At 58.6% G+C, this 24,804-nt stretch carries 26 protein-coding genes; 20 read left to right on the top strand and 6 right to left on the bottom strand.

Annotated features, from left to right (window positions below; translation table 11 throughout):
• Genes AC2FNC_RS12635 through AC2FNC_RS12625 form a run of 3 tightly spaced genes read left to right on the top strand, consistent with a single transcriptional unit; the run spans position 1 to position 3,776 of the window.
• A complete protein-coding gene (locus AC2FNC_RS12635) occupies positions 1-1,095 on the top strand; it encodes a microcin C ABC transporter permease YejB (RefSeq protein ID WP_480495962.1) in 1,095 nt (364 codons plus the stop codon).
• A complete protein-coding gene (locus AC2FNC_RS12630) occupies positions 1,096-2,202 on the top strand; it encodes an ABC transporter permease (protein ID WP_480520930.1) in 1,107 nt (368 codons plus the stop codon).
• Positions 2,199-3,776, top strand: a complete 1,578-nt coding sequence (locus AC2FNC_RS12625; protein ID WP_480474085.1) for an ABC transporter ATP-binding protein — start codon at positions 2,199-2,201, stop codon at positions 3,774-3,776. The genes AC2FNC_RS12630 and AC2FNC_RS12625 overlap by 4 nt, the downstream gene beginning before the upstream one ends.
• 24 nt (positions 3,777-3,800) lie before the next feature.
• On the opposite strand, the gene AC2FNC_RS12620 is transcribed toward AC2FNC_RS12625, so the two are convergent.
• Positions 3,801-5,729 carry an elongation factor G gene (locus AC2FNC_RS12620; RefSeq protein WP_480474084.1) on the bottom strand — a complete coding sequence of 643 codons (1,929 nt, stop codon included), beginning with the start codon at positions 5,727-5,729 and terminating at the stop codon, positions 3,801-3,803.
• Positions 5,730-5,939: 210 nt separating this feature from the next.
• Positions 5,940-7,295: an oxygen-independent coproporphyrinogen III oxidase gene (gene hemN, locus AC2FNC_RS12615; RefSeq protein WP_480555826.1), complete on the bottom strand. Its 1,356-nt coding sequence runs from the start codon at positions 7,293-7,295 to the stop codon at positions 5,940-5,942.
• 61 nt (positions 7,296-7,356) lie between these two features.
• Between hemN and fnrL the strand changes: the two genes are divergently transcribed.
• Together fnrL and AC2FNC_RS12605 are read left to right on the top strand one after the other, a co-directional pair.
• The gene (gene fnrL, locus AC2FNC_RS12610; protein ID WP_496715504.1) at positions 7,357-8,100 is read left to right on the top strand and encodes a transcriptional regulator FnrL; all 744 of its coding nucleotides are present in this window, start codon (positions 7,357-7,359) and stop codon (positions 8,098-8,100) included.
• A 73-nt stretch (positions 8,101-8,173) separates the two neighbouring features.
• On the top strand, positions 8,174-8,428 hold the full coding sequence (locus tag AC2FNC_RS12605; protein WP_209507747.1) for a GlsB/YeaQ/YmgE family stress response membrane protein: 255 nt from the start codon (positions 8,174-8,176) through the stop codon (positions 8,426-8,428).
• Between the two features lie 39 nt (positions 8,429-8,467).
• On the opposite strand, the gene AC2FNC_RS12600 is transcribed toward AC2FNC_RS12605, so the two are convergent.
• Positions 8,468-9,307, bottom strand: coding sequence for a universal stress protein (locus AC2FNC_RS12600; RefSeq protein ID WP_480495960.1), 840 nt, complete (start codon positions 9,305-9,307; stop codon positions 8,468-8,470).
• A 201-nt stretch (positions 9,308-9,508) separates the two neighbouring features.
• Here AC2FNC_RS12600 and ccoN point away from each other — a divergent pair, with 201 nt between their 5' ends.
• The 4 genes from ccoN to ccoP are packed head-to-tail and all read left to right on the top strand — an operon-like array spanning position 9,509 to position 12,919.
• Entirely contained in the window at positions 9,509-11,116 is a 1,608-nt protein-coding gene (ccoN, locus tag AC2FNC_RS12595; RefSeq protein ID WP_480520922.1) for a cytochrome-c oxidase, cbb3-type subunit I, read from the top strand.
• Between the two features lie 16 nt (positions 11,117-11,132).
• Complete coding sequence (gene ccoO / locus AC2FNC_RS12590) at positions 11,133-11,861, top strand: cytochrome-c oxidase, cbb3-type subunit II (protein WP_480474079.1); 729 nt, start codon at positions 11,133-11,135, stop codon at positions 11,859-11,861.
• Positions 11,862-11,873: 12 nt separating this feature from the next.
• Positions 11,874-12,059 carry a cbb3-type cytochrome c oxidase subunit 3 gene (locus AC2FNC_RS12585; protein WP_209507756.1) on the top strand — a complete coding sequence of 62 codons (186 nt, stop codon included), beginning with the start codon at positions 11,874-11,876 and terminating at the stop codon, positions 12,057-12,059.
• Positions 12,056-12,919, top strand: a complete 864-nt coding sequence (gene ccoP / locus AC2FNC_RS12580; RefSeq protein ID WP_480474078.1) for a cytochrome-c oxidase, cbb3-type subunit III — start codon at positions 12,056-12,058, stop codon at positions 12,917-12,919. The genes AC2FNC_RS12585 and ccoP overlap by 4 nt, the downstream gene beginning before the upstream one ends.
• Before the next feature lie 152 nt (positions 12,920-13,071).
• Here the strand turns inward: ccoP and AC2FNC_RS12575 are convergent, their stop codons facing one another.
• Positions 13,072-13,230 (bottom strand): hypothetical protein, encoded by a 159-nt coding sequence (locus tag AC2FNC_RS12575; RefSeq protein ID WP_480474077.1) that lies wholly within the window; start codon positions 13,228-13,230, stop codon positions 13,072-13,074.
• 100 nt (positions 13,231-13,330) lie between these two features.
• Here AC2FNC_RS12575 and AC2FNC_RS12570 point away from each other — a divergent pair, with 100 nt between their 5' ends.
• The 7 genes from AC2FNC_RS12570 to nusG all read left to right on the top strand — a co-directional run bounded on the left by AC2FNC_RS12570 (position 13,331) and on the right by nusG (position 19,568).
• Positions 13,331-14,206, top strand: a complete 876-nt coding sequence (locus AC2FNC_RS12570; protein WP_480520920.1) for a LysR family transcriptional regulator — start codon at positions 13,331-13,333, stop codon at positions 14,204-14,206.
• 102 nt (positions 14,207-14,308) lie between these two features.
• Positions 14,309-15,736, top strand: coding sequence for a cytochrome c oxidase accessory protein CcoG (ccoG, locus tag AC2FNC_RS12565; protein WP_480520918.1), 1,428 nt, complete (start codon positions 14,309-14,311; stop codon positions 15,734-15,736).
• A 2-nt stretch (positions 15,737-15,738) separates the two neighbouring features.
• Entirely contained in the window at positions 15,739-16,197 is a 459-nt protein-coding gene (locus AC2FNC_RS12560) for a FixH family protein (protein WP_480520916.1), read from the top strand.
• A 3-nt stretch (positions 16,198-16,200) separates the two neighbouring features.
• Positions 16,201-18,378: a heavy metal translocating P-type ATPase gene (locus tag AC2FNC_RS12555; protein WP_480623692.1), complete on the top strand. Its 2,178-nt coding sequence runs from the start codon at positions 16,201-16,203 to the stop codon at positions 18,376-18,378.
• Positions 18,379-18,383: 5 nt separating this feature from the next.
• Positions 18,384-18,542, top strand: coding sequence for a cbb3-type cytochrome oxidase assembly protein CcoS (ccoS, locus tag AC2FNC_RS12550; protein ID WP_209507770.1), 159 nt, complete (start codon positions 18,384-18,386; stop codon positions 18,540-18,542).
• Positions 18,543-18,641: 99 nt separating this feature from the next.
• Positions 18,642-18,839 (top strand): preprotein translocase subunit SecE, encoded by a 198-nt coding sequence (gene secE / locus AC2FNC_RS12545; protein WP_480474071.1) that lies wholly within the window; start codon positions 18,642-18,644, stop codon positions 18,837-18,839.
• 195 nt (positions 18,840-19,034) lie between these two features.
• Positions 19,035-19,568 (top strand): transcription termination/antitermination protein NusG, encoded by a 534-nt coding sequence (gene nusG / locus AC2FNC_RS12540; protein WP_209507773.1) that lies wholly within the window; start codon positions 19,035-19,037, stop codon positions 19,566-19,568.
• A 96-nt stretch (positions 19,569-19,664) separates the two neighbouring features.
• Here nusG and AC2FNC_RS12535 read toward each other — a convergent pair whose 3' ends face one another.
• Entirely contained in the window at positions 19,665-20,876 is a 1,212-nt protein-coding gene (locus AC2FNC_RS12535) for a peptidoglycan-binding domain-containing protein (protein WP_496715502.1), read from the bottom strand.
• Between the two features lie 446 nt (positions 20,877-21,322).
• On the opposite strand from AC2FNC_RS12535, the gene rplK reads away from it, so the two are divergent.
• Together rplK and rplA are read left to right on the top strand one after the other, a co-directional pair.
• Positions 21,323-21,772: a 50S ribosomal protein L11 gene (rplK, locus tag AC2FNC_RS12530; protein ID WP_480474069.1), complete on the top strand. Its 450-nt coding sequence runs from the start codon at positions 21,323-21,325 to the stop codon at positions 21,770-21,772.
• Position 21,773: 1 nt separating this feature from the next.
• Positions 21,774-22,472, top strand: coding sequence for a 50S ribosomal protein L1 (gene rplA / locus AC2FNC_RS12525; RefSeq protein ID WP_496715501.1), 699 nt, complete (start codon positions 21,774-21,776; stop codon positions 22,470-22,472).
• 57 nt (positions 22,473-22,529) lie between these two features.
• Here rplA and AC2FNC_RS12520 read toward each other — a convergent pair whose 3' ends face one another.
• On the bottom strand, positions 22,530-23,300 hold the full coding sequence (locus AC2FNC_RS12520; protein ID WP_480520914.1) for a class II glutamine amidotransferase: 771 nt from the start codon (positions 23,298-23,300) through the stop codon (positions 22,530-22,532).
• A gap of 447 nt (positions 23,301-23,747) precedes the next feature.
• On the opposite strand from AC2FNC_RS12520, the gene rplJ reads away from it, so the two are divergent.
• Together rplJ and rplL are read left to right on the top strand one after the other, a co-directional pair.
• Positions 23,748-24,266, top strand: a complete 519-nt coding sequence (gene rplJ, locus AC2FNC_RS12515) for a 50S ribosomal protein L10 (protein ID WP_209507785.1) — start codon at positions 23,748-23,750, stop codon at positions 24,264-24,266.
• Between the two features lie 79 nt (positions 24,267-24,345).
• Positions 24,346-24,723 (top strand): 50S ribosomal protein L7/L12, encoded by a 378-nt coding sequence (gene rplL, locus AC2FNC_RS12510; RefSeq protein WP_209507787.1) that lies wholly within the window; start codon positions 24,346-24,348, stop codon positions 24,721-24,723.
• Positions 24,724-24,804 lie beyond the last annotated feature (81 nt).

The raw sequence follows: 24,804 nt of genomic DNA, 5'->3' as shown, positions 1-24,804 counted from the left end.
ATGGGCGCCTATATTCTAAGACGCTTATTGCTGATCATTCCGACTCTTCTGGGTATCATGATCGTCAACTTCACGCTGGTCCAGTTCGTACCTGGTGGGCCGGTCGAACAGATCATCGCGCAAATCGAAGGTCAAGGTGACGTATTCGCCGGGTTTGCCGGGGGGGGCGACGCCGGAGCGGGTTCCGAACCGGCGGGCGGTGTCTTCGACGACAAATATGTCGGCGCACGCGGCCTTCCGCCCGAGTTTATTGCCGAGCTGGAAAAAGAATTCGGCTTCGACAAGCCCCCGCTGGAACGGTTCCTGAATATGATGGGCAACTATCTGACGTTTGATTTTGGCGAGAGTTATTTCCGCTCGATCAGCGTGATCGATCTGGTGCTTGAAAAGATGCCGGTCTCGATCTCGCTGGGGCTGTGGTCGACCCTGATTGCCTATCTGGTCTCGATCCCGCTGGGTATTCGAAAGGCGGTCAAGGATGGATCGCAATTCGATACCTGGACAAGCGGGGCGATTATTGTGGCCTATGCCATTCCGGGCTTTTTGTTTGCGATCCTGCTGCTGGTGCTCTTCGCTGGCGGATCATATTGGCAAATCTTCCCGCTGCGCGGTCTGACGTCGGACAATTGGGACAGCCTGAGTTTCTTTGGCAAGATCACGGATTATTTCTGGCACATAGCGCTGCCGACGATTGCGTTGACGATCTCGGCCTTTGCGACGCTGACCTTGCTGACCAAGAACTCGTTTCTGGACGAGATCAAGAAACAGTACGTCATGACTGCCCGCGCCAAAGGGTTGAGCGAGCGCAAGGTGCTCTATAATCATGTCTTCCGAAACGCGATGCTGATCGTGATCGCAGGGTTCCCGGCCGTGTTCATCGGTGTGTTCTTCGGGGGGTCGATCATTATCGAGACGATCTTTTCGCTGGATGGTCTGGGCCGATTAGGGTTCGAGGCTGCCGTTGCGCGCGATTATCCGGTGATCTTCGGCACGCTGTTCATCTTCGGTCTGATGGGGCTGGTCGTCGGCATCATCAGCGACCTGATGTATGTGCTGGTCGACCCGCGCATCGATTTCGAAAAGCGGGAGGGGTAAATGGCTTTGTCCCCGCTGAACCAGCGCCGCTGGAGCAACTTCCGCCGCAACAGACGGGCCTTCTGGTCGCTGATCATCTTCTCGATCCTGTTTGGCCTGTCGCTCTTTGCCGAGTTTATCGCCAACGACAAACCCATCCTTGTGAAATATCGGGGAGAGTACTTTACGCCGATCTTCAACTTCTACGCCGAAACCGAATTTGGCGGCGATTTCCAGACCGAAGCGATCTATCGAGACCCCGAAGTTCAGTGCCTGATCGACAGCGGTGGATTGGAAGACTGTTTCGATGATCCCGAAGGCATCATCGAACAGATCGACGCCGGAACGTTCCAGGCTGAGGGTTTTGAACGCGGCTGGTCGCTCTGGCCGTTGATCCCCTATTCCTTCAATACCTCGGTGGACCGCCCCGGCGCGGCGCCCCTGCCGCCCAACGGCCAGAATCTGCTGGGTACCGATGATACCAAGCGCGACGTGCTGGCCCGCGTGATTTACGGCTTTCGTTTGTCGATCCTGTTCACGCTGCTTGTGACGGGCGCGGCAAGCCTGATCGGGATTTTCGCCGGGGCCATACAAGGGTTCTTTGGTGGGTGGCTGGACCTGATCTTTCAGCGGATCATCGAAATCTGGTCCGCAACCCCGTCGCTTTACGTCATCATCATCATGTTTGCGGTGCTGGGGCGAAGTTTCTGGTTGCTGGTCGCGCTGATGATCCTGTTCAGTTGGACCGGGCTGGTTGGCGTGGTGCGCGCCGAGTTCCTGCGGGCGCGGAACCTTGAATATGTGCGCGCCGCGCGGGCGCTGGGTGTTGGCAACATGACGATCATGTTCCGTCATATGCTGCCCAATGCGATGGTGGCCACGCTGACCTTCATGCCGTTCATCGTCACCGGAACCATCGGCGGGCTGGCTTCGCTGGATTATCTGGGCTTTGGTCTGCCGTCCTCGGCCCCCTCGCTGGGAGAGCTGACCTTGCAGGCCAAGCAGAACCTTCAGGCCCCGTGGCTGGCCTTCACCGCCTTCTTCACCTTTGCCATTATGCTGTCGCTGCTGGTCTTCATCTTCGAAGGCGTTCGCGATGCGTTTGATCCCAGAAAGACCTTCTCATGAGCTTGCTGGATGTGAAAAACCTCAAGGTCTCGTTCCGTCAGGATGGGCAGGTCAACGCGGCGGTCAAAGGCGTGTCCTTCACTGTGGACCGGGGTGAAACCGTCGCGCTGGTGGGCGAATCCGGATCAGGAAAATCCGTGACGGCGTTATCGACCGTTTCCCTGCTGGGCGACAGCGCGTTGGTCGACGGCTCGGTCACCTATGACGGGCAAGAGATGATTGGCGCCTCGGAACAGCGTCTGATGGATGTGCGGGGCAACGACATCAGCTTTATCTTTCAGGAGCCGATGACCTCGCTGAACCCGTTGCACACGATCCAGAAACAGATGGCTGAATCGCTGGCCCTGCATCAGGGTGTGGCGGGCGATGTGGCGCGGGACAGGATTGTCGAGTTGCTGACCAAGGTCGGTATCCGCGATCCTCAAGACCGGCTGGACAGCTATCCGCATCAGTTGTCGGGCGGTCAGCGGCAACGGGTGATGATCGCAATGGCCCTTGCCAACAAACCGGACATCCTGATCGCGGATGAGCCGACAACGGCTCTGGATGTGACCATTCAGGCGCAGATCCTCGAACTGCTGGCTGAATTGCAGAAATCGGAAAACATGGGGATGCTGTTTATCACCCATGATCTGGGCATCGTGCGCCGCATCGCCGACCGGGTCTGTGTGATGAAAGACGGCGAGATTGTCGAAACCGGCGTGACGGCCGAGATATTCGAAAACCCGCAGCACCCCTATACCCGCAAACTTCTGGCGGCGGAGCCGTCGGGTCGGCCTGAACCCGTTGCCTCAGATGCGGAAGAGGTCGCACGCACCGACCACCTTAAGGTCTGGTTTCCGATCCAGCGCGGGTTTCTGAAGCGAACGGTCGGATATGTGAAAGCGGTGAACGACGCGACCCTTAGCGTGCGCGCGGGTGAGACGTTGGGGATTGTTGGCGAAAGCGGGTCAGGCAAGACCACGCTGGCGCTGGCCATGATGCGGCTGATCGCGTCCGAGGGTGGCATCACCTTTCGCGATCAGGACGTGCGCAAATGGTCCACGCGGGAACTGCGCCGGTTGCGCAAGGACATGCAGATCGTGTTTCAGGACCCGTTTGGCAGCCTCAGCCCGCGGATGACCTGCCAGCAGATCATTGCGGAAGGTCTGGCCATTCACAAAGTCGACCCGGACCGCGCGCCACGCGAACTTGTGGCCGAGGTGATGACCGAAGTGGGGCTTGATCCGGCGACGATGGATCGATACCCGCACGAGTTTTCTGGCGGTCAGCGTCAGCGCATCGCCATTGCGCGCGCGATGGTTCTGCGTCCCAAACTGCTGGTTCTGGACGAGCCGACCAGTGCGCTGGATATGACCGTTCAGGTTCAGATCGTCGATCTGCTTCGCAATCTGCAACAGAAATACGGGCTGGCCTATCTGTTCATCAGCCATGACCTGAAAGTGGTCCGTGCCATGTCGCACAACGTGATCGTCATGCGAAACGGCGATGTGGTCGAAATGGGCGCGGCAGAGGATTTGTTCGAAAACGCCCAGACCGACTATACCCGCGAATTGATCGCAGCGGCGGGCTGAGAACAGCCCGCCCGGTGTCGCGAGTCAGGCGCTGGCTTTTTCTCGCGCCGATGACTGGGGCACAGGCCCGCGCAGTTCTTCATAGTGATCAAAGCTCAGCTTGACCCACCCAGTTCCACGTGTGGCACTGGCAAGGGTGCGGTGCAGCTCGTCCTCGGCAACGGCGGGCAACTGGGCGTTGAATATCTCCCAGCCCGTTGCATTCGGGTTGCCCTCAAATCCCAGAACCTGCCCCTGAAGGGTGCTGATCGTTGGTACGAGATCGCCCACAAAGGCCGAGGGTAAGTGTATCTCGGCGCTCAGGATCGGTTGCAGGACCACAGGTTTGGCTTGCGGCAATGCCTCGCGCACGGCGTTCTTGCCTGCGGTCCGGAAGGCATAATCCGAACTGTCCACATTGTGGTGTTTGCCATCGCTCAGGGTCACTTTGACATCAACTACGGGAAAGCCTTCGGGGCCTTGTTCCAATGCGTCCTTGGCTCCGTGTTCCACAGACGGGATGTAGTTCTTGGGAACGGCGCCGCCCTTGACCACCTCATCGAACTGGAACCCCGATCCGCGCGGCAATGGCGCGACCGATATTACCACATCCGCGAATTGCCCCGCGCCGCCGGATTGCTTGCGATGGCGATGGCGATGCTCAACCGTTGCGCGGATGGTTTCGCGATAGGCGGTTTCCACCTGTTCCGCCTCGATCTCGATCCCGAAATCCTCTGCCAGCTTGGCGGTCACGCGCCGCATATGTTGCGGACCTTGCGAGCCCAGAATCGAATGGCCGCTCATCTCATCCTGTTGCAGATGCAGGCCCGGATCGATTTCGGCCAGACGGCTCAGGGCGTTTGACAGGCGCACATCGTCCCGCTCATGCGCGGGCGAGACGACTTGACGATGCGCAACCGGATGAGAAGACGCCCATTCCGGCAACTCTGTCGCGGAGGAACTGTCATAAATGTATCCGGGGTTGAGGTGATCGGATTTGACCGCCAGTCCGATCTGCCCGGCCTCCAGCGCGGCGATCTGGGTCTTGGCGTCCAGTGTTGTCAGGTTGCCGACCGTTTCACCGCCCAACGCCTCATGGGCTTTTACCCCGTCCCCAAGGCCGCGCAGAACGATGATCTTTCCGATATGCTTTTTGACATCCGCAAAGCCCGCGATGGCACGGGCGTTTTCGGCGGCCTCGTCTCGTCCGGCGGCGATATCAAACTCGGGGGCCTCATGACGCAGCGCTTTCATCAGGCGCGTCAGCCCGTTGCCGTGGCTTGCGGCGCCCAGACAGGCTGGGATCAACTGATGATTCTGCAAAACCTGCGCGGCCAGCTCATAAACCTCATCGCTTGGGGGCTGTTTGTCTTCAATCAACTGTTCCAGCAGGTGGTCATCGAAATCGGAAAGTGTCTCAAGCAACTCGGTCCGGGCTTCCTGCTCGCGATCCTCGACAGATTTGGGCAGCTCTATCAGGGCCGACGGCTGGCCCTCCTGATACTTCCACGCCCGTTCCGAGATCAGATCGACCGCGCCGATGATCGTGTCGCCCTCGCGGATCGGAACCTGACGCAGGGCGATGTGGTGCGTGCAGTAGGTTTGCAGCGCCGCGATGATGTCGCGGATGCGGCCATTGGGGTTGTCCATGCGGTTGATGAAAAGAAAACAGGGAATGCCTGCCTCTTCCACCAGCCGAAGATACGGCGCACACAGCACGGCGGCATTTGGATCGGGCGGTACCACGATAACGGCAGCATCCGAGATCGCCATGGCTGGGCCGACATACGCGAGGGAATCGCCACCCCCATCCACGTCGATCGCGCACCAGGGCTCGTCCAGGTAAGAAAAACCGTGCAAGTGCACGGTTCCGGAAACATCGAATGTGGTCGGGCGCCCGTCGAGGCGGCTGATGGCCTCGACCAGGGTAGATTTGCCCGACTGGCTGGGCCCGAGGACGGTGAATACGCGCATGAGTGTTGTCCCTCTTTCAGGTTGCAGAATGGCTGCACGAAAAGGGCCGTCCGACGCAGTCGCGTCAGCTAGGACTGTCTGTAATTTGCCCGCCTCAGGCCGCAGGGCGAAACATCACCCCACAGCTTGAGTGTGGAAAAAACCGCAGGCGTGCGTCAAGCCCCCGATGTGTTTTGTACTCAACGGGCTGAATGTTGCCCGAAAAAAAGGTCAGATCGCCGAGCTGTGCCCGGCTTTGCTGAGGTCGTATGCGTCGAAGCTGCGGGCAACCATCCGGGTCAGCGCCCTCGCCTCGGGGGGGATGAACAGCCCTTCCTCGCTGATTTGCAGCAGCCCGTCGAATGAGGCGTTGGCGGCACGATACATCTCGTTCAGCGCTGCGGCCGAGATATCGTGATCGCGCAGGATTTCAGCCGAATCGATCCGGAAATCGCACATCAGCGCTTCGATCAGACGGGCGCGCAGAATATCCTGACCTTTGAACAGGTGCCCGCGGGATGTCGAAAACTGCCCGTTGCGGATGGCTTTTGTATGGGCGGATGTGGCCGGGGCATTCTGCGCATAGCCTTGTGGAAAGCGCGAGATCGAGCTGGCCCCGACACCGATCAACACATCGGCCTGATCGTCGGTATAACCCTGGAAGTTCCGCTTCAGACGACCCGCGCGCAGGGCCTGGGTCAGCCCGTCATCCTGCGTGGCAAAATGGTCGATGCCGATCTCGGCGTAGTTGTCCCACAGGAACAGGCGGCGGGCGGTGTCGAACAGTTCCAGCCGTTGTTCGGGCGTTGGCAGTGCGTCCGACGGGATCAGCTGCTGCCGTTTGGCCATCCACGGCACATGGGCGTACCCATAAAGCGCCACGCGGTCCGGGCTGAGCGACAAAAGCTTCTGCACGCTTTCCGTCATCCGGGCCTTGGTCTGATGGGGCAGCCCGTAAAGGATATCCGCGTTCAGGCTGGCAATGCCACGTGCGCGGATCATGTCGATCGCGTCGCGCGTTGTATCGTAGCTTTGAATGCGGCCAATGGTTTTCTGGATTTCATCGTCGAAATCCTGCACTCCAATCGAGGCGCGGTTCATGCCTGCCTCTGCCAGCGCATCCAGACGCGCCTCGTCAATCTCGTTCGGATCGATTTCAACCGAAAACTCGGCGTCCGGCCCCATGGGGACGATCCCCAGAATGTGCTGTGCCAGATCACGCATCAGCTGGGCGTTCAGCAACGTTGGCGTACCGCCGCCCCAGTGCAGGCGCGACAGCACCACATCCGCGGGCAGGCGCGCCGCCAGCAGGTCCAGCTCGGCTTTCAGAACATCCACATATGCAATCACCGGATTGTCGGTTTGTGTGCCTTGCGTCCTGCAGGCGCAGAACCAGCACAGCCTGCGGCAGAACGGGACGTGGATATAAAGGGATATGGCGCTGCCGGGCTCGATTCCCGAAATCCAGTCGCCAAACATGTCCGCCCCCACGTCATTGTTGAAATGGGGCGCTGTGGGATAGCTTGTGTAACGCGGTACTTTCGCGTCAAAAAGTCCAAGCTTTGCCAATTGTGGTTTCACTATCATGACGATACCCTTAGGGGGCAGGCGACTTAGGTGCTTTGACGGAGATCAAGTGGAAACGCAGATGACAATAAAAGCACAGTTCGAACATTCAAATTGCGCAGACTGCCCGATACGACATCGCGCGGTCTGCGCCCGCTGTGACGCTGACGAACTGGAAGCGCTTGATGCCATTAAGTATTACCGCAGTTTCGAAGCGGGTCAGACCATCATCTGGTCGGGCGACCAGATGAATTTCGTCGGTTCAGTCGTCGCGGGAATCGCGTCGCTGACACAAACGATGGAAGACGGGCGCACCCAGATGGTTGGTCTTCTCTTGCCCAGCGATTTCGTCGGTCGCCCGGGGCGCGACATTGCGCCTTACGATGTGCAGGCGACAACGGATGTCGTGATGTGCTGTTTCCGCAAGAAACCATTTGAAGAGCTGATGAACGAAACGCCACACATCGCGCATCGCCTGCTACAGATGACGTTGGACGAGCTTGATGCTGCCCGTGAATGGATGCTGGTTCTGGGTCGCAAGACAGCGCGCGAAAAAATCGCCAGCCTGATATCGATCATTGCCCGCCGGGATGCGTCGATTGGTCAAAAGGGCCTGTCGGGACCGATCGTGTTCGATCTGCCCCTGACCCGAGAGGCCATGGCGGATTATCTGGGACTTACGCTTGAGACGGTCAGCCGCCAGATCTCAGCTCTGAAGAAGGACGGTTTGATCTTGCTGGAAGGCAAACGTCACGTGACCATCCCCGATCTTGGCCGGCTCATGGAAGAAGCAGGCGACGATTCCGATGGCGGGTTTCTGGTATGACCGGTCTTTCGCTCGGCAGAACTCGCTTACCGCGACCATCCGGTCGGTTCACGAACTAACATAGGAGTGTGGCATGGGGTTCAGCAGTCTGTTGGCAATGCTGTTCATTGGCGCAATCGCCGGATGGCTGTCGGGAAAGATCATGGAGGGCCGTGGGTTCGGCCTGATCGGCAACATTATCGTCGGCATCGTCGGTGCGTTCCTGTCGGGCATGATCTTTCCGGCGCTAGGATTTTCTGTTGGCGGGGGCCTGTTGTCGTCGATCCTTTTCGCAACAATTGGGGCCGTGATCCTTTTGTTCCTGATCGGCCTCATTCGTCGGGGGTGAAAAAAGCCGCCTGTCGAGGCGGCTTTTTGCTTGTTTAGGTCAGTGCGCCAAGAACACCGGAACCGAGGATTGTTCCAGCATGTTCCGGGTCGCCCCGCCCAGAATGGCTTCGCGAAAGCGGGAGTGGCCATAAGCGCCCATCACAATCATGTCCGATTCGGTATCCGTCGCGTGGCGATTAAGGATATCCGAGACGCGGGTCATGGTCTTGCTGAGCACATCGATCTCGCATTTGACACCATGACGGGCCAGCATCTGGGACAGCATCCCACCCGGGTCCGACCGGTCCGGCCCATGCTGTGGTGGGTCAATTACCACAATACGGACGATCTCGGCCCGTTTGAGGAAGGGCAGGGCCCGCCGGATGGCGCACATGGCCTCGACGCTTTCGTTCCAGGCGATCATGATGTTGCCCGGCGCTTTCAACGGCGCGCCGCTGTCGGGAACCACAAGAACAGGGCAATGTCCTTCGAACATGGCCGCTTCGATAATGGGCTCGGCCTCGGCCCCCCGACCTTCACCATACGGATGTGGCAGGATCACAAGGTCGGAAAACCGGGCCCGGTGCGCGACGTGGCGCCCGATATCGGCAATTTGTGCAACGCCGTGTTCGGCGGACCAACGCACGCCGGATTTGCCGAGATAGTCATTGGCAAAGGCCAGCAAATCCTGTGCCTCGGCATTGGCCCGGTTCAGCGTTTCCTGAACGATCAAAGCATTGGCACCCGCATAATAGTAACCTGTCTGACTGCGATCGACGCCCAGACACAGGACTTCGGCATGGGCATCCTGAGCCTCGGCCAGGGCCACAATCTGCGCCAAAGCAGCCTGTGCAGTCTGCGTTTCGGTCATGACTGTGAGAAGAGATTTGTACGCCATTTTGACCTCATTTTTCGGGCAATTGGTCTCATGTGACCTGTTAGCCCTTTTCTACTACCATGCGTGTCATAGAAAACGCTGGACTGTCTTGATACAGATCAAAGCAATGAAGGTGGCCGTGCTTCAGAACGGCAGCCAGTCAAATGGGTTTCGCGCGTCATAAGAATCAAAAGCGCGCGGAGCATGGCAAAGGGACGCAATATGTCGAATTACATCAAGCTGATCGTGCTTGGTCTGATCGCGCTGTTTGCAGCGATCGGAACCAATTATGCACGCGATTTGGCGTATCAGGTACATGCGCTGCTGGTGATGCTCATCGCCGGTGGCCTGTTCATCTGGACGCTTCGAAACACTGACGAGCCAGATATTCAGATCGACCGCTCGGGCGAATACATGGATGGCGTGATCCGCTATGGCGTGATCGCAACTGCCTTTTGGGGCGTGATCGGGTTCCTCGCCGGGACGTTTATCGCGTTTCAGCTGGCGTTTCCGGTACTGAACTTCGAATGGGCGCAGGGTTATCTGAATTTTGGTCGTCTGCGTCCGTTGCACACTTCGGCGGTCATTTTTGCCTTTGGCGGTAACGCATTGATCGCAACCTCGTTCTATGTGGTTCAGCGTACCAGCGCAGCGCGGCTTTGGGGCGGCAACCTCGCGTGGTTCGTGTTCTGGGGCTACCAGCTGTTCATCGTTCTGGCCGCAACCGGCTATGTGCTGGGCGGAACGCAGTCCAAGGAATATGCCGAACCTGAATGGTATGTCGATCTGTGGCTGACCATTGTTTGGGTCGCCTATCTGGCGGTCTACCTGGGTACGATCATCAAGCGGAAAGAACCCCACATCTATGTGGCCAACTGGTTCTATCTGGCCTTTATCGTCACCGTTGCCATGCTGCATCTGGTCAACAACATGACCATCCCGGTCAGCATCTGGGGTTCGAAATCGGTCATCGTCTGGTCAGGCGTGCAGGATGCCATGATCCAGTGGTGGTATGGCCACAACGCTGTGGGCTTCTTCCTGACTGCGGGTTTCCTTGGCATGATGTACTATTTCATCCCGAAACAGGCCGAGCGTCCGGTGTTTTCGTACAAGCTGTCGATCATCCACTTCTGGGCGCTGATCTTCCTGTATATCTGGGCCGGTCCACACCACCTGCACTATACCGCGCTGCCTGACTGGGCGTCGACGCTGGGTATGGTGTTCTCGGTGATCCTGTGGATGCCGTCCTGGGGCGGTATGATCAACGGTCTGATGACGCTGTCGGGTGCCTGGGACAAGCTGCGCACCGATCCGGTGATCCGCATGATGGTCATCTCGGTCGGCTTCTACGGCATGTCCACCTTTGAAGGTCCGATGATGTCGATCCGTGCTGTGAACAGCCTCAGCCACTACACCGACTGGACCATTGGTCACGTGCATTCAGGCGCGCTGGGCTGGAACGGCATGATTACCTTTGGCGCGCTGTACTTCCTGGTGCCCGTGCTTTGGAAGCGCGAGCGTCTGTACTCGCTGCAGATGGTCAGCTGGCACTTCTGGCTCGCCACGATCGGCATCGTGCTTTATGCCGCGTCGATGTGGGTCACCGGTATCATGGAAGGCCTGATGTGGCGTGAAGTGGATGCAAATGGCTTCCTGGTGAACTCGTTCGCTGACACCGTGGCCGCCAAGTTCCCGATGTATGTGGTGCGTGCTCTGGGTGGCGTTCTGTTCGTCGCTGGCGCCGTGATCATGTGCTACAACCTGTGGATGACTGTGCGGAAAGCGCCGGCCAAAGAGGCCAGCCTGACCGTCGCGGTCCCTGCTGAATAGAGGGAGGGCCGGAGCAATGGCAATTCTCGACAAACATAAGATCCTCGAGACCAACGCGACCCTCCTGCTGATCTTCAGCTTTCTGGTCGTGACCATCGGTGGCCTGGTGCAGATCACCCCGCTGTTCTATCTTGAGAACACCATCGAGAAGGTGGAGGGCATGCGCCCTTACACCCCTCTCGAAATGGCAGGGCGTGAGATTTACATCCGCGAAGGCTGCTATGTCTGCCACAGCCAGATGATCCGCCCGATGCGGGACGAGGTCGAACGTTATGGCCACTACTCGCTGGCGGCTGAATCGATGTATGACCACCCGTTCCAGTGGGGATCAAAGCGTACCGGACCTGATCTGGCGCGTGTCGGTGGCCGCTATTCGGATCAGTGGCAGATGGACCACCTGCGCGACCCTCAGTCTGTGGTGCCTGAATCGGTGATGCCCAAATACGGCTTCCTCGAACATCGCAAGATCGACGGCAAGTATATCGGTGACATCATGGCGACCAATGCGGTTGTCGGCACCCCTTATACCGACGAGATGCTGGAAAACGCGGTTGCCGATTTCAGCGCGCAGGCCGACCCGGACAGTGACTACGACGGTCTGCTGGAGCGGTACGGTGACAAGGTCAACGTACGCAACTTCGATGGTCAGCCTGAACTGACCGAAGCCGACGCGCTGATCGCCTATCTGCAAATGCTGGGTACGCTGGTCGATTTCTCGACCTTTACCCCGGATGCAAGCCGTTAACAGGAGGGTGGGATGGAAGAATACACACTTCTTCGACAGTTCGCGGATAGCTGGATGCTGCTTGTGTTGTTTGCCTTCTTCGTTGGCATCGTGATCTGGGTTTTCCGCCCCGGTGCCAGCAAGGAATACAAGGACACTGCCAACATCCCCTTCCGGCATCAAGACAAACCCGCCACACCCAAGGAGGCGCGGCAATGAGCAAGACACCTGATAAACAGCCGGGCGATCCAAATACAACCGGGCACAGCTGGGACGGGATTGAGGAATTCGACAATCCTATGCCGCGCTGGTGGCTATGGACCTTCTACGCCACCATCTTCTGGGGCGTGATCTATACGATCATGTTTCCGGCCTGGCCCTTGGTCCACGGCGCGACAGCCGGTGTGCTGGGATGGTCAACCCGAGAAAACGTTCAGCAGGACATGGTTGCCTTCGAAGAGGCAAACGCGCCCTGGAACGCCAAGCTGGTGGAAACTTCGCTGGAAGACATCGCCAAGGATGCAGAACTGCAGCAATATGCCGTGAACTCGGGAGGTGCGGTGTTCCGGACCTGGTGCGCACAATGCCATGGTTCGGGTGCGCAGGGTGCGCCGGGTTTCCCGAACCTGTTGGATGATGCCTGGCTGTGGGGCGGAACGCTGGACGATATCGTTTACACCGTCAGCTACGGTATCCGGAACGAAGAAAGCGCCGATGCGCGCTATTCCGAGATGCCGGCATTTGGCGAAATCCTCGAACATGAGGAAATCACGCAGGTGGTCCAGTACGTCATGTCGCTGAGCAATGCCCAGACCGACGATGCGGCAGCGCAGGCAGGTAAAGTTGTCTTCGAAGACAACTGTGCGGCCTGCCACGGCGAGGATGGCACAGGCGATATCTTCCAGGGTGCGCCGAACCTGACTGACGCGATCTGGCTTTACGGTGGCAGTGAAGAAATGCTGACGGAAACCGTAACTTACAGCCGCTTTGGTGTCATGCCGAACTGGGATACCCGCCTGACCGAGGCGCAGATTCGCGCCGTATCTGCCTATGTCCACCAGTTGGGCGGCGGTCAGTAAGATCTAAAGAACACCTTCGGGCGGTTCGCCGCCCGAAGGCTGGGGCACCGGCTGTTCCATCTGTTCGCGCGTTTCCTGAACAGCCGGTGCTTTTTTCCCACAATAAGGCCACTTAAACCTGTGGTCCAGATTCAGGTTTACTGTTACCTGCGTCAAAAGTTGTTCGGATCCACCTCGCGCGGGTTTTTAATCCACCAATGACCTTCCGGCAGCCAACGGCGTTTGTGGCGACCCGGTTTTGGCACATCGCGAATATGCGGCGCATTGATCCGGGTTGCGGTCATGAAAGATCTGGCAAAAACGGTCAGCATGGTTGGTCTCCTCTGCAAGGGTATCTCTGCAATAAAGATTGACCTTTGAAGTGCTGAATGCGACTCAAATACCATTCCATAGTGTAAGTCAGGGTTACATATGAATTGGTTGTCGCTTCCCCCATTGGCCGCGCTGAGGGCGTTTGCGGCATTTGCTGAAAAACGCAATGTCGTCGAAGCTGGTGCTGCGTTGAACGTAAGCCATGCGGCGATTAGCCAGCAGTTGCGCGTACTTGAGAACCATCTGGGTGCTGCCTTGCTTGATCGAACAGGCAAGGCCCTGACCCTAACCGCCGATGGTGAACATCTGGCCCGAGCCCTGCAACTTGGGTTTGGCGCGATCGAGGCGGCAGTGGGGGATTTGGTGCGGTCTGGTCAGGACCGCCCGGTCCACGTGTCGCTGACATCCTCTTTTGCGGCCTCTTGGCTGATGCCGCGTCTACCGGCTTTTCGCGAAACCCATCCCGAGGTGAACCTGATCCTCGATCCCACTGCCGAAGTTGTTGAACTGCGACCGGGTGGGATCGACATTGCCATTCGGTACGGCCCCGGCGGTTGGACCGGTGTGCAATCAGAGATGCTGTTGCAGTCGCCGGTGGTCATCGTCGCCGCTCCGAAACTGCTGGGTGAAAAGACGTCATGGACGCCGACCGAGTTGGCCCAACTGCCCTGGCTCGAGGAAATCGGCACCACCGAGGCGACGACCTGGCTGGCCGAACATGGTGCCGGTCCTGAACGCGGTGCGGGCCGGACCGAGCTGCCGGGAAACCTGGTACTGGACGGTCTGCGGGCCGGGCAGGGGGTCACTGTCACGGTGCGACATTTCGTCGAGCCTGACATCAAGGCCGGTCGCATCGTTGAGCTTTATGCAGAGCCGGATACGCGCGGATACCATATTGTGACGCCAAATTCGCCACTTAGACCAGCTGTCAGAACTTTTGTGACGTGGTTGAGGCGTCAGGCACGGGAAATGTGATAAAAGGTGTCTGTACGATGCGCGTTTTGACCCATGTCAAAGTTGCTATGCGCGTGATCTGGAAGAACACACACTCAGAAGAGCCAGTACCGGAGCCAGCCTGTGAGCGATTCCAACCCCACCCCCAGCCTATACGCCGCACGAGAACCGATCTTTCCAAGGCGCGTTTCTGGGCCATTTCGGAACCTGAAATGGATCATCCTTATCGTGACACTGGGCATTTACTATGTAACGCCCTGGATCAGATGGGATCGCGGCCCCAGCTTGCCGGATCAGGCCGTCCTGCTGGATTTGGCAAACCGGCGCTTCTATTTCTTCTGGATCGAAATCTGGCCGCACGAATTCTATTTCGTGGCGGGCCTGCTGATCATGGCGGGGCTGGGTCTGTTTCTATTCACATCTGCGCTGGGGCGGGTCTGGTGCGGGTATGCCTGCCCGCAAACGGTCTGGACTGACCTTTTCATTCTGGTCGAGCGCTGGATCGAAGGCGACAGAAACGCCCGATTGCGCCTGCATCGTCAGGAAAAGCTGGATTTCCGCAAGGCTCGGCTCCGGTTGACGAAATGGATGACCTGGTTCCTGATCGGCCTGGCCACCGGCGGTGCCTGGGTGTTTTATTTTGCGGATGCGCCGACGTTGCTCCGCGATCTTGTGACGGGCAACGCGCATCCCGTCGCTTACACGACGATGCTGGTTCTGACTGGCACGACCTTCTTTTTCGGCGGGTTCGCCCGCGAACAGATTTGTATCTACGCGTGTCCTTGGCCGCGCATTCAGGCCGCGATGATGGATGAAGACACGCTGGTCGTGGGATACCGCGAATGGCGTGGTGAGCCGCGCGGCAAAGGCAAGCGGACAGCTGATTCCGAGTTGGGGGATTGTATCGACTGCATGGCCTGCGTGAATGTCTGCCCTGTCGGAATCGATATCCGCGATGGCCAGCAGCTTGAATGTATCACCTGTGCCCTGTGTATCGACGCGTGTGACGACATGATGGCCAAGATCGGCAAACCGCGCGGGCTGATCGATTATATGGCGCTCAGCGACGAGCCGCGCGAACGCTCGGGACAACCGCCCAAGAATGTCTGGAAACACATCTTCCGGCCCCGTACGATCCTGTACACCTCGTTGTGGTCACTGGTGGGGGTTGCGCTGCTGTTCGCCCTGTTCATTCGCTCTGACATCGATCTGACCGTAGCACCCGTGCGGAACCCGACCTTTGTCACCCTGTCGGATGGCACCATTCGAAACACCTATGACGTCAGGCTGCGCAACAAGCACGGTGAGGACCGCCTGTTCAAATTGTCTCTGGCGGGCGATCCGTCGATGCGATTGGAAATTGAGGGAACCAAGATAGATACTGTGAATGTCACGGCGGATACGGCACAATTGACCCGTGTATATATCGTGGCATCCCGTGACAGCGGTCCGGCGGCAGCAGAAGCGACGCCAGTGCGGATCTGGGTCGAAGACCTCAGCAGCGGCGAACGTGCTTACAAAGACACTACGTTCAACGGACGGGGGAACTGATCATGGCCGAACGTAAATTCACCGGAAAGCACGCTTTGGCGGTGTTTGTCGGTGCCTTTGGCGTGATCATCGCGGTGAACCTCGTGCTGGCTTATAATGCGGTGAAGACGTTTCCGGGGCTGGAGGTCAAGAATTCCTACGTTGCCAGCCAGGAGTTCAACGATCGCCTGAAAGAGCAGCAGGCATTGGGCTGGACGGTTCGGGCAGAAACCAAAGGTGGTCTTCTGATCCTGCATATTACGGACGCGACCGGCGCACCGGTTCAGGTCAGCGAATTGCAGGCGGTGGTTGGCCGCGCAACCCATGTGCGGGACGATTTCGCACCGGATTTCACCTTTGACGGCGCGGCCTATGCCACTCCGGCCACGCTGGGCAAGGGCAACTGGAATATCCGGCTGGTCGCGCGTGACGGCAATGGTGCCGAGTTTTCGCAGCGCGTTCCGCTGTATGTGAAAGGGTAGCCGATGACGGCGCAGCTTTCATCCGGTACGGCGGCCTGCCCGGGGTGTCTGGCAGCACCAGCAGAACCCGCGCGCCCGATTCCGGAAGATGTGCAGATTGCCTTGTCCTTGCCGGGCATCCACTGCTCGGCCTGTATCACGACGGTCGAACGTGAACTGAACGCCCATCCCGGTGTCGAAGACGCGCGGGTCAACCTGACTCTGAAACGGGCGATGATCAAAGCCGCGCCGGAAACCCGAGCGGCCGATCTGATCCCGGTGCTTGAACGGGCAGGTTTCGAAGCGCACGAGCTTGACACCGGCGCTTTGTCGGCAACACAGGCGGACAAGGCGGGACGTGACCTGCTGATGCGACTGGCCGTCGCCGGGTTTGCTTCCATGAACGTGATGCTGTTGTCGGTGTCGGTCTGGTCCGGCGCAACAGACGCGACGCGCGACATGTTCCACTGGATTTCCGCTGCAATCGCGCTGCCCGCCATTGCCTTTTCGGCGCAACCGTTCTTTGCCAACGCTTGGAGCGCCCTGCGGGTGCGGCGGCTGAACATGGATGTGCCGATCACGCTGGCGATCCTGCTGGCGCTGGTCACATCCCTGTGGGAGACCGCACTGAGCGGAGAGCATGCCTATTTCGATGCCGCGCTGACCCTGACATTCTTCCTGCTGGCGGGCCGATATCTGGACTACCGCACCCGCGCCGCAGCCCGATCCGCGGCAGAAGAGCTTACCGCTCTGGAAGTGCCGCGCGCCATCCGCATCGTGGACGGGCTAGAGGCCGAAGTTGCGGTGGCCGATCTGAAGGTTGGTGATCTGATCCTTGTGCGCCCCGGTGGCCGAATGCCGGTGGACGGTCAGATTGTGTCTGGCCAATCCGAACTGGACCGTTCGCTGTTGACGGGGGAAACCCTGCCGGTGTTTGCCGAAGCCGGCCAGCTGGTCAGCGCGGGCGAGGTCAACCTGACAGGTCCACTAACCCTGCGCGCCACAGCAGTGGGTCAGGATACGTCGCTGCACCGGATGGCGGATCTGGTGGCCATCGCTGAATCGGGGCGGTCCCGCTATACCTCGCTGGCCGACAAGGCCGCCAAGCTTTATGCGCCCGGTGTCCACATCCTTTCGGCGCTCAGCTTTGTGGGGTGGTACATCTATTCGGGCGATTTGCGCACCGCTCTGAACATCGCCGCGGCGGTTCTGATCATCACCTGTCCCTGCGCCTTGGGTCTGGCTGTTCCGGCAGTGACCACCGCTGCCTCGGGCCGATTGTTCCGCAAGGGTATGCTGATCAAGCACGCAACCGCGCTCGAACGGTTGTCCGAGACCGACACCGTGGTGTTCGACAAGACGGGCACGCTGACCTCGGGTGCGCCGGAACTGGTCAATCTTGGCGATCACGCCCGCGCGCAGGTCGAGGTTGCGCTGGCCCTGACCGAGGCCTCTGCGCATCCCTTGTCCGTTTCATTGGCCAAAGCCGCGCGACAGGCCGGGATCAAGCCTGCAAATGTTCGGGACATAACCGAAGTGCCGGGATACGGCACCCAAGGGGAATACCGCGGTCAACGCGTTCGTTTGGGCCGGGCCGCATGGCTCGGCGCACAGCAGGGCGCGGAAACGTCTGCCTGGCTTGCAATTGGCGACGATGCGCCCTTGGCGTTCCGCTTCTCGGACGCGTTGCGCCCAGGCGCGGCCGAGGCGGTGGAAGCGTTGCGGGCGTCAGGCAAGCATGTGCTATTGATCTCGGGGGATTCGAAGGGCGCCGTGCAATCTTTGGCCGAGAAGCTGGGAATAACGGATTGGGTCGCCGAGGCTTTGCCGCAGGACAAGGCACAGCGCATTCAGGACCTCAGGGATCAGGGCCGCAAAGTTCTGATGGTGGGGGACGGCCTGAACGACACGGCTGCATTGGCGGCGGCACATGTGTCGATCTCTCCGGCCTCGGCGTTGGATGCGGCGCGGGTTGCCTCGGACATCGTTCTTCTGGGCAATGACCTTCTGCCCATTGCGGATGCCTGCGATACGGCCATCAAGGCCACCCGTCGCATCCGCGAGAACTTCCAGATCGCAACCGTTTACAACGTGATTGCCGTTCCGCTGGCCGTGATCGGACTGGCAACACCGCTGATCGCGGCCTTGGCGATGTCGACCTCGTCAATTACCGTATCGCTGAACGCATTGCGGCTGAGGTAACCCTGATGGAAGTGCTTGCCTATCTGATCCCGATATCCCTGTTTCTGGGGGGCGTTGGTCTGGTCGCCTTTATCTATACCGTTCGTTCCAATCAGTACGAAGACCCCGATGGCGACGCGCGCCGCATCCTGAGTGACGAGTGGGACGACAAACCCAAACCCTGACCAATCGCCCGATATGCGCAGAGTTCATCCAAGCGCCCTTGAAATTGCCGCAATGCCCGGCTATGTCCGGCCCATCCGCAAGCAGAGAGAACACGCCAAATGGCCACCACCAACCCGATCCAGTTCATTCAGCAAGTCCGTGCCGAAGTTTCCAAGGTCGTCTGGCCGACCCGGCGCGAAGTGCTGTTGACCACGGTCATGGTCTTCATCATGGCGGCGCTGACAGCTGTGTTTTTTGCTTTGGTCGATCTGGGTATCCGGGGCGGCCTTCAGCTGGTTCTGGGCGCTTTCGGCTAAGCCGGTTCAGGCGGGGGCAAATACGACTGCCCCTTGCACCTCGCGCGATGTCAGAGTAGGTGACGCATATTCGGAATGGGCGTGTGGCGATTCGGGCCGCGCGCCGCTTTTTATTCCGGATGACGTGACAGGATTTAAATGACGGGTGTGTCCGCAAGATGTGATGCCCCGAAGACAAACAAGGACGACAGGTTCATGGCGAAACGGTGGTACTCGGTCAGCGTTCTTTCGAATTTCGAAAAGAAGATCGCAGAGCAGATCCGCACGTCGGTGGCTGAACAGGGCCTTGAGAACGATATCGACGAAGTTCTGGTGCCCACCGAAGAGGTGATCGAAGTGCGCCGGGGCAAGAAGGTCACCACCGAACGCCGCTTTATGCCGGGTTACGTGCTGGTGCATATGGAAATGTCGGATCAGGGCTATCATCTGATCAACTCGATCAACCGCGTCACCGGTTTTCTGGGTCCGCAGGGTCGCCCGATGCCGATGCGCGACGCCGAGGTGAACCAGATCCTCAACCGCGTTCAGGAAGGCGAAGAAGCGCCCAAGCTGATGATCACCTTCGAGATCGGCGAAAAGGTCAAGGTCAACGACGGCCCGTTCGAGGATTTCGACGGCATGGTCGAAGGCGTGGACGACGAAGCGCAAAAGCTGAAGGTTTCGGTGTCGATTTTTGGCCGCGAAACCCCGGTCGAGCTGGACTTCACGCAGGTCACCAAGCAAAGCTAAGCGTTCTGCCAGAGAAATTCGAAACGCCGCGATGTCAAAGCATCGCGGCGTTTTCAGTTTCAGCCCTACACGGGCCGATACAGTTTTCAAATGGGCTTACTGCGACTGAACCATGGCTGCGCGCAAAAGCTGCGGGCGGTCGGTCTGGGATGGCAGGAAAACCGCCTGCGACCCGGAATCCAGCGCCGAAAGGCTTGCATCATACCACTGCATCGCAAGGTCGCGGCGCGCCTGGACACCAAAGCCTTCGCGCAGGTGGTGACCGACCAGTTCTCCGTATGCGGGTTCACCCATGGCAACCAGCATCAGCGCGGAGCCAACCGCGGTATCCATGTTGTCCTGACGATATCCCATCGCAAGGCAGACCTTGCTGGTCGCGGCAAGATCAGCAGGGCTTAGACCCGAATCCAAGGCAAGCTTGCGCACCTGGGTTTCAGCCTCTGATTTCGAGTTGATAGACAGCGCGTCAACTTGCGGTGCCAGCATGTCGCCATAGGCGGCGCACTGGGCTGCGACCTGATCGGGTGTAAGGCCCTGGATGTCCTGCATCAGTTCTTCACCCTGTGCCATCGCATAGCTGCGGGCAAGGCAGAATTGCTCGCTGAGCGCAAAGTCAGGATCGGACATGTTCGACAGGTTCGTATAGCCGCCATTGGTCGACGTTTGCAGCATGACCCCGCTGCACCGATTGGCTAACGATGGGCCTCCGGTACCGCCGGAAAACAGGCTCGGCAGGCTGGCTGTCGTAGCTTCAGCGGCGCTTGTTGCGGGTTCGGCCTGTTGAGGCGTGATAACCGGGATGGCCGGGGCCTGGGTCTGAGGCGCCGCCGCCAAGGCAGAGCCGGTTTGCACCTGTTGCCGATAGGCCATCAAAAGCGGTTGACCCGAAAGCTGGGTTGCCGCCTGCCCACCGCTTGTCGCCCAGTAATAGGCCTGCATCAGAAAGTCATACTGATAGGGCTGGAAGTCATAGCCATTCACAGGATAGCCCATGGACACCTGATAGCGTTCGATCGCCGACCGGGTCCCATGCCCGACCTGCCCATCGACACGCCCGGCATTATAGCCGAAATAGTTGAGCGCGGTCTGTGTCTGCGCCCCTTGCGAGGTGGACGGAATGCCTGACCGGTAGGTCTGGCTTGAAGACCGGGACTTTTTCTTTTGCTGGTCCTTGCCGATCGCGTATCCGACGACCCCGCCAACGACAGCGCCGCCGATGAAGTCGCCCGCATCGGCCCGTGCGGTCTGGGGAACGGACGCCGCAAAAGACAGTGCGGCGACAAGCATAGTTAATAAACGAATAATCATGACGAACCTCCGAACAAATTTGTTTTCCCCGATAATAGCACAGCCACAGCATGGCGCGGTTATTTATGCGGCGCAAGGAACGAAGCCACAGCAGTCTGTCGGTCGGGCGCCGGGTTCGCTCCGGTTTTTTCAAGCAAAATAAACCCTTAATATAGCGCGAAACCTCGTTTTACAGGCCACCTGGGATTTCCTGGGTTTGACCGGAATGACCAGCAATTTCCCGCCATGGCGCGTCGACGCCGGTGTTTATCGATTTGAAACTCGATTCGGTGATCCCGAATTGAATGGCGGGCCACTTGCCAACCCCCATGATCCCCTGTAAACGCCGCCCCATCGTCTTCGGGCGAGATTCTCTCGTGGGAGGTTACCGGGATCGCGATCCCGGGCCGGACCACGCAACATAATCTGGGTGAGACGCGTTTCACCTTAGTTGAAAGGAAAACCAAATGGCCAAGAAGCTTGCTGGTACAATGAAACTGCAGGTTCCTGCAGGTCAGGCGAACCCGTCGCCGCCGGTTGGTCCGGCGCTGGGTCAGCGCGGCATCAACATCATGGAATTCTGCAAGGCGTTCAACGCCAAGACCGCAGATATGGAGCCCGGCGCGCCGTGCCCGACCGTGATCACCTACTATCAGGACAAGTCCTTCACCATGGACATCAAGACGCCGCCGGCGTCTTATTACCTGAAAAAAGCAGCTGGTCTGAAGCCGGTTGGCAAGCGGAACCGCCCTCGTGGAGCGGAGAATCCCGGTCGTGAAACGATCGCAACCGTGACCTCGAAGCAGGTTCGTGAAATCGCCGAAGCCAAAATGAAAGATCTGAACGCCAACGACATCGAAGGCGCAATGCAGATCATCCTGGGCTCGGCCCGCTCCATGGGCATCGAGGTGAAGTAAGATGGCAAAACTCGGTAAACGTACCCGCGCTGCGCGCGAAGCCGTCGTTGGCAAGGAAAACCTGTCGGTGGACGAAGCTGTTGCTCTGGTCAAAGCCAATGCAACTTCGAAATTCGACGAGACCATTGAAATCGCAATGAACCTGGGCGTTGACACCCGTCACGCAGACCAGATGGTGCGCGGCGTTGTCGGCCTGCCGAACGGCACAGGCAAAGACATGCGCGTTGCTGTGTTCGCACGTGGCGCGAAGGCTGACGAAGCGAAAGAAGCAGGCGCGGATATCGTTGGCGCAGAAGACCTGATGGAAACCATTCAGGGCGGCACCATCGAATTCGATCGTTGCATTGCAACCCCGGACATGATGCCGATCGTCGGTCGTCTGGGTAAGGTTCTGGGCCCCCGTAACCTGATGCCGAACCCCAAGGTTGGCACCGTGACCATGGATGTGAAAGCAGCCGTGGAAGCAGCCAAAGGCGGTGAAGTTCAGTTCAAGGCGGAAAAAGGCGGCGTTGTGCACGCAGGCGTTGGCAAAGCATCGTTCGATGACGCCAAGCTGGCCGAAAACATTCGCGCCTTCGTCTCGGCTGTTGCCCGGGCCAAGCCGTCGGGCGCCAAAGGCACCTACATGAAGAAAATCGCGCTGAGCTCGACCATGGGCCCCGGTGTGACCGTTGATGTGGCAGAAGCTTCGGGCGAATAAGCCTGATCCACGCCAAAGCAATGTTGCGGGCGGTCCAATCGGACCGCCCGTTTTCGATTAGCTGAACGGCAACGCGGTATGGCTGGCTGTTTCGCCGGTCAGGGTAAAGAAACTCCGGTCTTCAATGGGCGTCCATTTTCCTGTGCCCTTGTCCAGAGGTTCGGATGCAATGACCTTGCCGCCGTGGTCCAGCCCTTCCCCGAAATACAGGGACGGGCTGCGCTGGTCGCTGGAATATCGAAACGCATACAGGCTCTGTCCATCCGAAAAGGCGACGGCCATGCGATCCGGTTGCGTCCGATGACTGTCAAGCGCATCGATCTGACGCAGAGTTGCGACAACAGCGTCCTGCGGCGCATCATCCAGCCCGTTGGCCAGCAGCAGCAGAAACAGAAGCTCTGAATCCGTCGACCCGCGCCGCGCCGCATAAAGCTCGTCCGGCAGTGAGGATTCTAGCCGTCTGCGCAAACGCCCGAACTCTCCGATCTGACCATTGTGCATGAAGGACCATTTGCCAAATGTAAAAGGGTGGCAGTTTGCGCGCGACACTTCGCCGAATGTCGACGCGCGGACATGGGCCAAAAACAGCGAGGATTTTATCATCCTGCAAAGATCGACCAGGTTACCATCCGACCACGCGGGCAGGACATCCCTGTACAGGCCGGGACGATCCTGATCCGCGTACCATGCCATACCGAAGCCATCGCCATTGACGGCAAGCTTTGCCTCGGCCGCGTGCTGGCTTTGCTCCAGCAATGAATGCTGGGGCCGGATGACGATGTTTTCAAGCGGAATACTTGGTCCGCAATAGGCGGCAATTCTACACATTTTTTTTGCTTCGTCTTGTTTCTGAGAAAAATTGTCGGGTTATAGTCTTGAAGTTGGAACAATGTCACGAACTATTTTGCGCTCAACCCTGTAATTCGACCTAATCAATTGCTCGTCAGCGCACTTTATCTTGTTGTCTTGGTCATCCCTTGTTGCGTTTGATTTATCACAATTTACCTCTTGGAAACCCCGGCCATCTGTCCTAAGTAGACCTGCGGAATAAAGCGTGCGATTCGTCGTGCGCTTTATTTTGTTTCGTCCAAGACGGTGGGTGGTGCCATATGGCCCCTTAATTCCCTGCCTGAGACGGGTAAGACCAAAGAATTCTGAGGGTCCCACCCTCGGGCGAATTTTGGCCAATCCCGTAACAACGGACCTGAACGCCGGGGCGCAAGCCGCGGCAAATATGAGCCGGGGTGAGATCTCACCCCTAACTTGGAGAGAACTGTGGATAGAGCCCAGAAAGAGAAAGTGGTCGAGGAACTCGGCCAAATCTTCGAAAGCTCTGGCGTCGTAGTGGTTGCTCACTACGCCGGTCTGACAGTTGCCGAGATGCAGGACCTTCGCGCACGTGCCCGTGACGCGGGTGGCTCCGTGCGTGTTGCCAAGAACAGGCTCGCCAAAATCGCCCTCGAGGGTAAGCCGTGTGCAAGCATGGCCGACCTGCTGACAGGGATGACCGTTCTGACCTATTCCGAGGACCCCGTGGCAGCAGCCAAGGTGGCCGAGGACTTCGCCAAGGATAACAAGAAATTTGAAATCCTCGGCGGTGCTATGGGCGAGAACGCTCTGGACCGCAAAGGCGTTGAAGCCGTTTCGAAAATGCCGTCTCGCGAGGAGCTTATTGCTTCGATCGTGGGCTGCATTGGCGCACCTGCTTCGAACATCGCTGGCGCGATTGGCGCACCTGCAAGCAATATCGCAAGCATCCTTTCCACCATCGAAGAGAAGGCGGAAGCTGCGTAAGCGGTTGGCACTGAATGATCTGCGTAGGGTACCTACCCTGACGTTGGAACACACATTGTAAACGGAAAGAGCTGATAAAATGGCTGATCTGAAAGCACTCGCAGAAAGCATCGTGGGTCTGACCCTGCTGGAAGCACAAGAACTGAAAACCATCCTCAAAGACGAATACGGCATCGAGCCCGCAGCTGGCGGCGCCGTAATGGTCGCAGCAGCTGGTGGCGACGCCGGTGGCGCAGCTGAGGAAGAAAAAACCGAATTCGACGTCGTTCTGAAGAACGCCGGCGCTTCGAAAATCAACGTGATCAAAGAAGTTCGCGGCATCACCGGTCTGGGCCTGAAAGAAGCCAAGGAACTGGTCGAAGCTGGCGGCAAGATCAAAGAAGGCGTGTCGAAAGACGAAGCCGAAGACGTCAAAGCCAAGCTGGAAGCAGCTGGCGCCGAAGTCGAGCTGGCCTAAGCCTGGTCTCAGGCGCATCGCTGATGCGCCGAAAATTTTGGCTGGATCCGGAGAAATCCGGGTCCAGCCGAACCTGTCTTA

This window comes from Ruegeria sp. BHSA123 (assembly GCF_059613425.1).
The sequence above is the reverse complement of the archived record's forward strand: the minus strand, read 5'-3'. Positions and strand labels throughout refer to the sequence as shown.

What these genes read in the sequence shown, in the direction of transcription:
- AC2FNC_RS12585 (WP_209507756.1), top strand. Translation starts at nt 11,874, where the DNA reads ATGGAAGAATACACACTTCTTCGACAGTTCGCGGATAGCTGGATGCTG.
- rplL (WP_209507787.1), top strand. Translation starts at nt 24,346, where the DNA reads ATGGCTGATCTGAAAGCACTCGCAGAAAGCATCGTGGGTCTGACCCTG.
- ccoN (WP_480520922.1), top strand. Translation starts at nt 9,509, where the DNA reads ATGTCGAATTACATCAAGCTGATCGTGCTTGGTCTGATCGCGCTGTTT.
- AC2FNC_RS12605 (WP_209507747.1), top strand. Translation starts at nt 8,174, where the DNA reads ATGGGGTTCAGCAGTCTGTTGGCAATGCTGTTCATTGGCGCAATCGCC.
- AC2FNC_RS12560 (WP_480520916.1), top strand. Translation starts at nt 15,739, where the DNA reads ATGGCCGAACGTAAATTCACCGGAAAGCACGCTTTGGCGGTGTTTGTC.
- AC2FNC_RS12555 (WP_480623692.1), top strand. Translation starts at nt 16,201, where the DNA reads ATGACGGCGCAGCTTTCATCCGGTACGGCGGCCTGCCCGGGGTGTCTG.
- secE (WP_480474071.1), top strand. Translation starts at nt 18,642, where the DNA reads ATGGCCACCACCAACCCGATCCAGTTCATTCAGCAAGTCCGTGCCGAA.
- AC2FNC_RS12630 (WP_480520930.1), top strand. Translation starts at nt 1,096, where the DNA reads ATGGCTTTGTCCCCGCTGAACCAGCGCCGCTGGAGCAACTTCCGCCGC.
- ccoS (WP_209507770.1), top strand. Translation starts at nt 18,384, where the DNA reads ATGGAAGTGCTTGCCTATCTGATCCCGATATCCCTGTTTCTGGGGGGC.
- rplA (WP_496715501.1), top strand. Translation starts at nt 21,774, where the DNA reads ATGGCAAAACTCGGTAAACGTACCCGCGCTGCGCGCGAAGCCGTCGTT.
- fnrL (WP_496715504.1), top strand. Translation starts at nt 7,357, where the DNA reads ATGACAATAAAAGCACAGTTCGAACATTCAAATTGCGCAGACTGCCCG.
- ccoO (WP_480474079.1), top strand. Translation starts at nt 11,133, where the DNA reads ATGGCAATTCTCGACAAACATAAGATCCTCGAGACCAACGCGACCCTC.
- AC2FNC_RS12575 (WP_480474077.1), bottom strand. Translation starts at nt 13,230, where the DNA reads ATGCTGACCGTTTTTGCCAGATCTTTCATGACCGCAACCCGGATCAAT.
- AC2FNC_RS12625 (WP_480474085.1), top strand. Translation starts at nt 2,199, where the DNA reads ATGAGCTTGCTGGATGTGAAAAACCTCAAGGTCTCGTTCCGTCAGGAT.
- AC2FNC_RS12620 (WP_480474084.1), bottom strand. Translation starts at nt 5,729, where the DNA reads ATGCGCGTATTCACCGTCCTCGGGCCCAGCCAGTCGGGCAAATCTACC.
- ccoP (WP_480474078.1), top strand. Translation starts at nt 12,056, where the DNA reads ATGAGCAAGACACCTGATAAACAGCCGGGCGATCCAAATACAACCGGG.
- AC2FNC_RS12600 (WP_480495960.1), bottom strand. Translation starts at nt 9,307, where the DNA reads ATGGCGTACAAATCTCTTCTCACAGTCATGACCGAAACGCAGACTGCA.
- AC2FNC_RS12570 (WP_480520920.1), top strand. Translation starts at nt 13,331, where the DNA reads ATGAATTGGTTGTCGCTTCCCCCATTGGCCGCGCTGAGGGCGTTTGCG.
- rplK (WP_480474069.1), top strand. Translation starts at nt 21,323, where the DNA reads ATGGCCAAGAAGCTTGCTGGTACAATGAAACTGCAGGTTCCTGCAGGT.
- hemN (WP_480555826.1), bottom strand. Translation starts at nt 7,295, where the DNA reads ATGATAGTGAAACCACAATTGGCAAAGCTTGGACTTTTTGACGCGAAA.
- AC2FNC_RS12635 (WP_480495962.1), top strand. Translation starts at nt 1, where the DNA reads ATGGGCGCCTATATTCTAAGACGCTTATTGCTGATCATTCCGACTCTT.
- AC2FNC_RS12520 (WP_480520914.1), bottom strand. Translation starts at nt 23,300, where the DNA reads ATGTGTAGAATTGCCGCCTATTGCGGACCAAGTATTCCGCTTGAAAAC.
- AC2FNC_RS12535 (WP_496715502.1), bottom strand. Translation starts at nt 20,876, where the DNA reads ATGATTATTCGTTTATTAACTATGCTTGTCGCCGCACTGTCTTTTGCG.
- nusG (WP_209507773.1), top strand. Translation starts at nt 19,035, where the DNA reads ATGGCGAAACGGTGGTACTCGGTCAGCGTTCTTTCGAATTTCGAAAAG.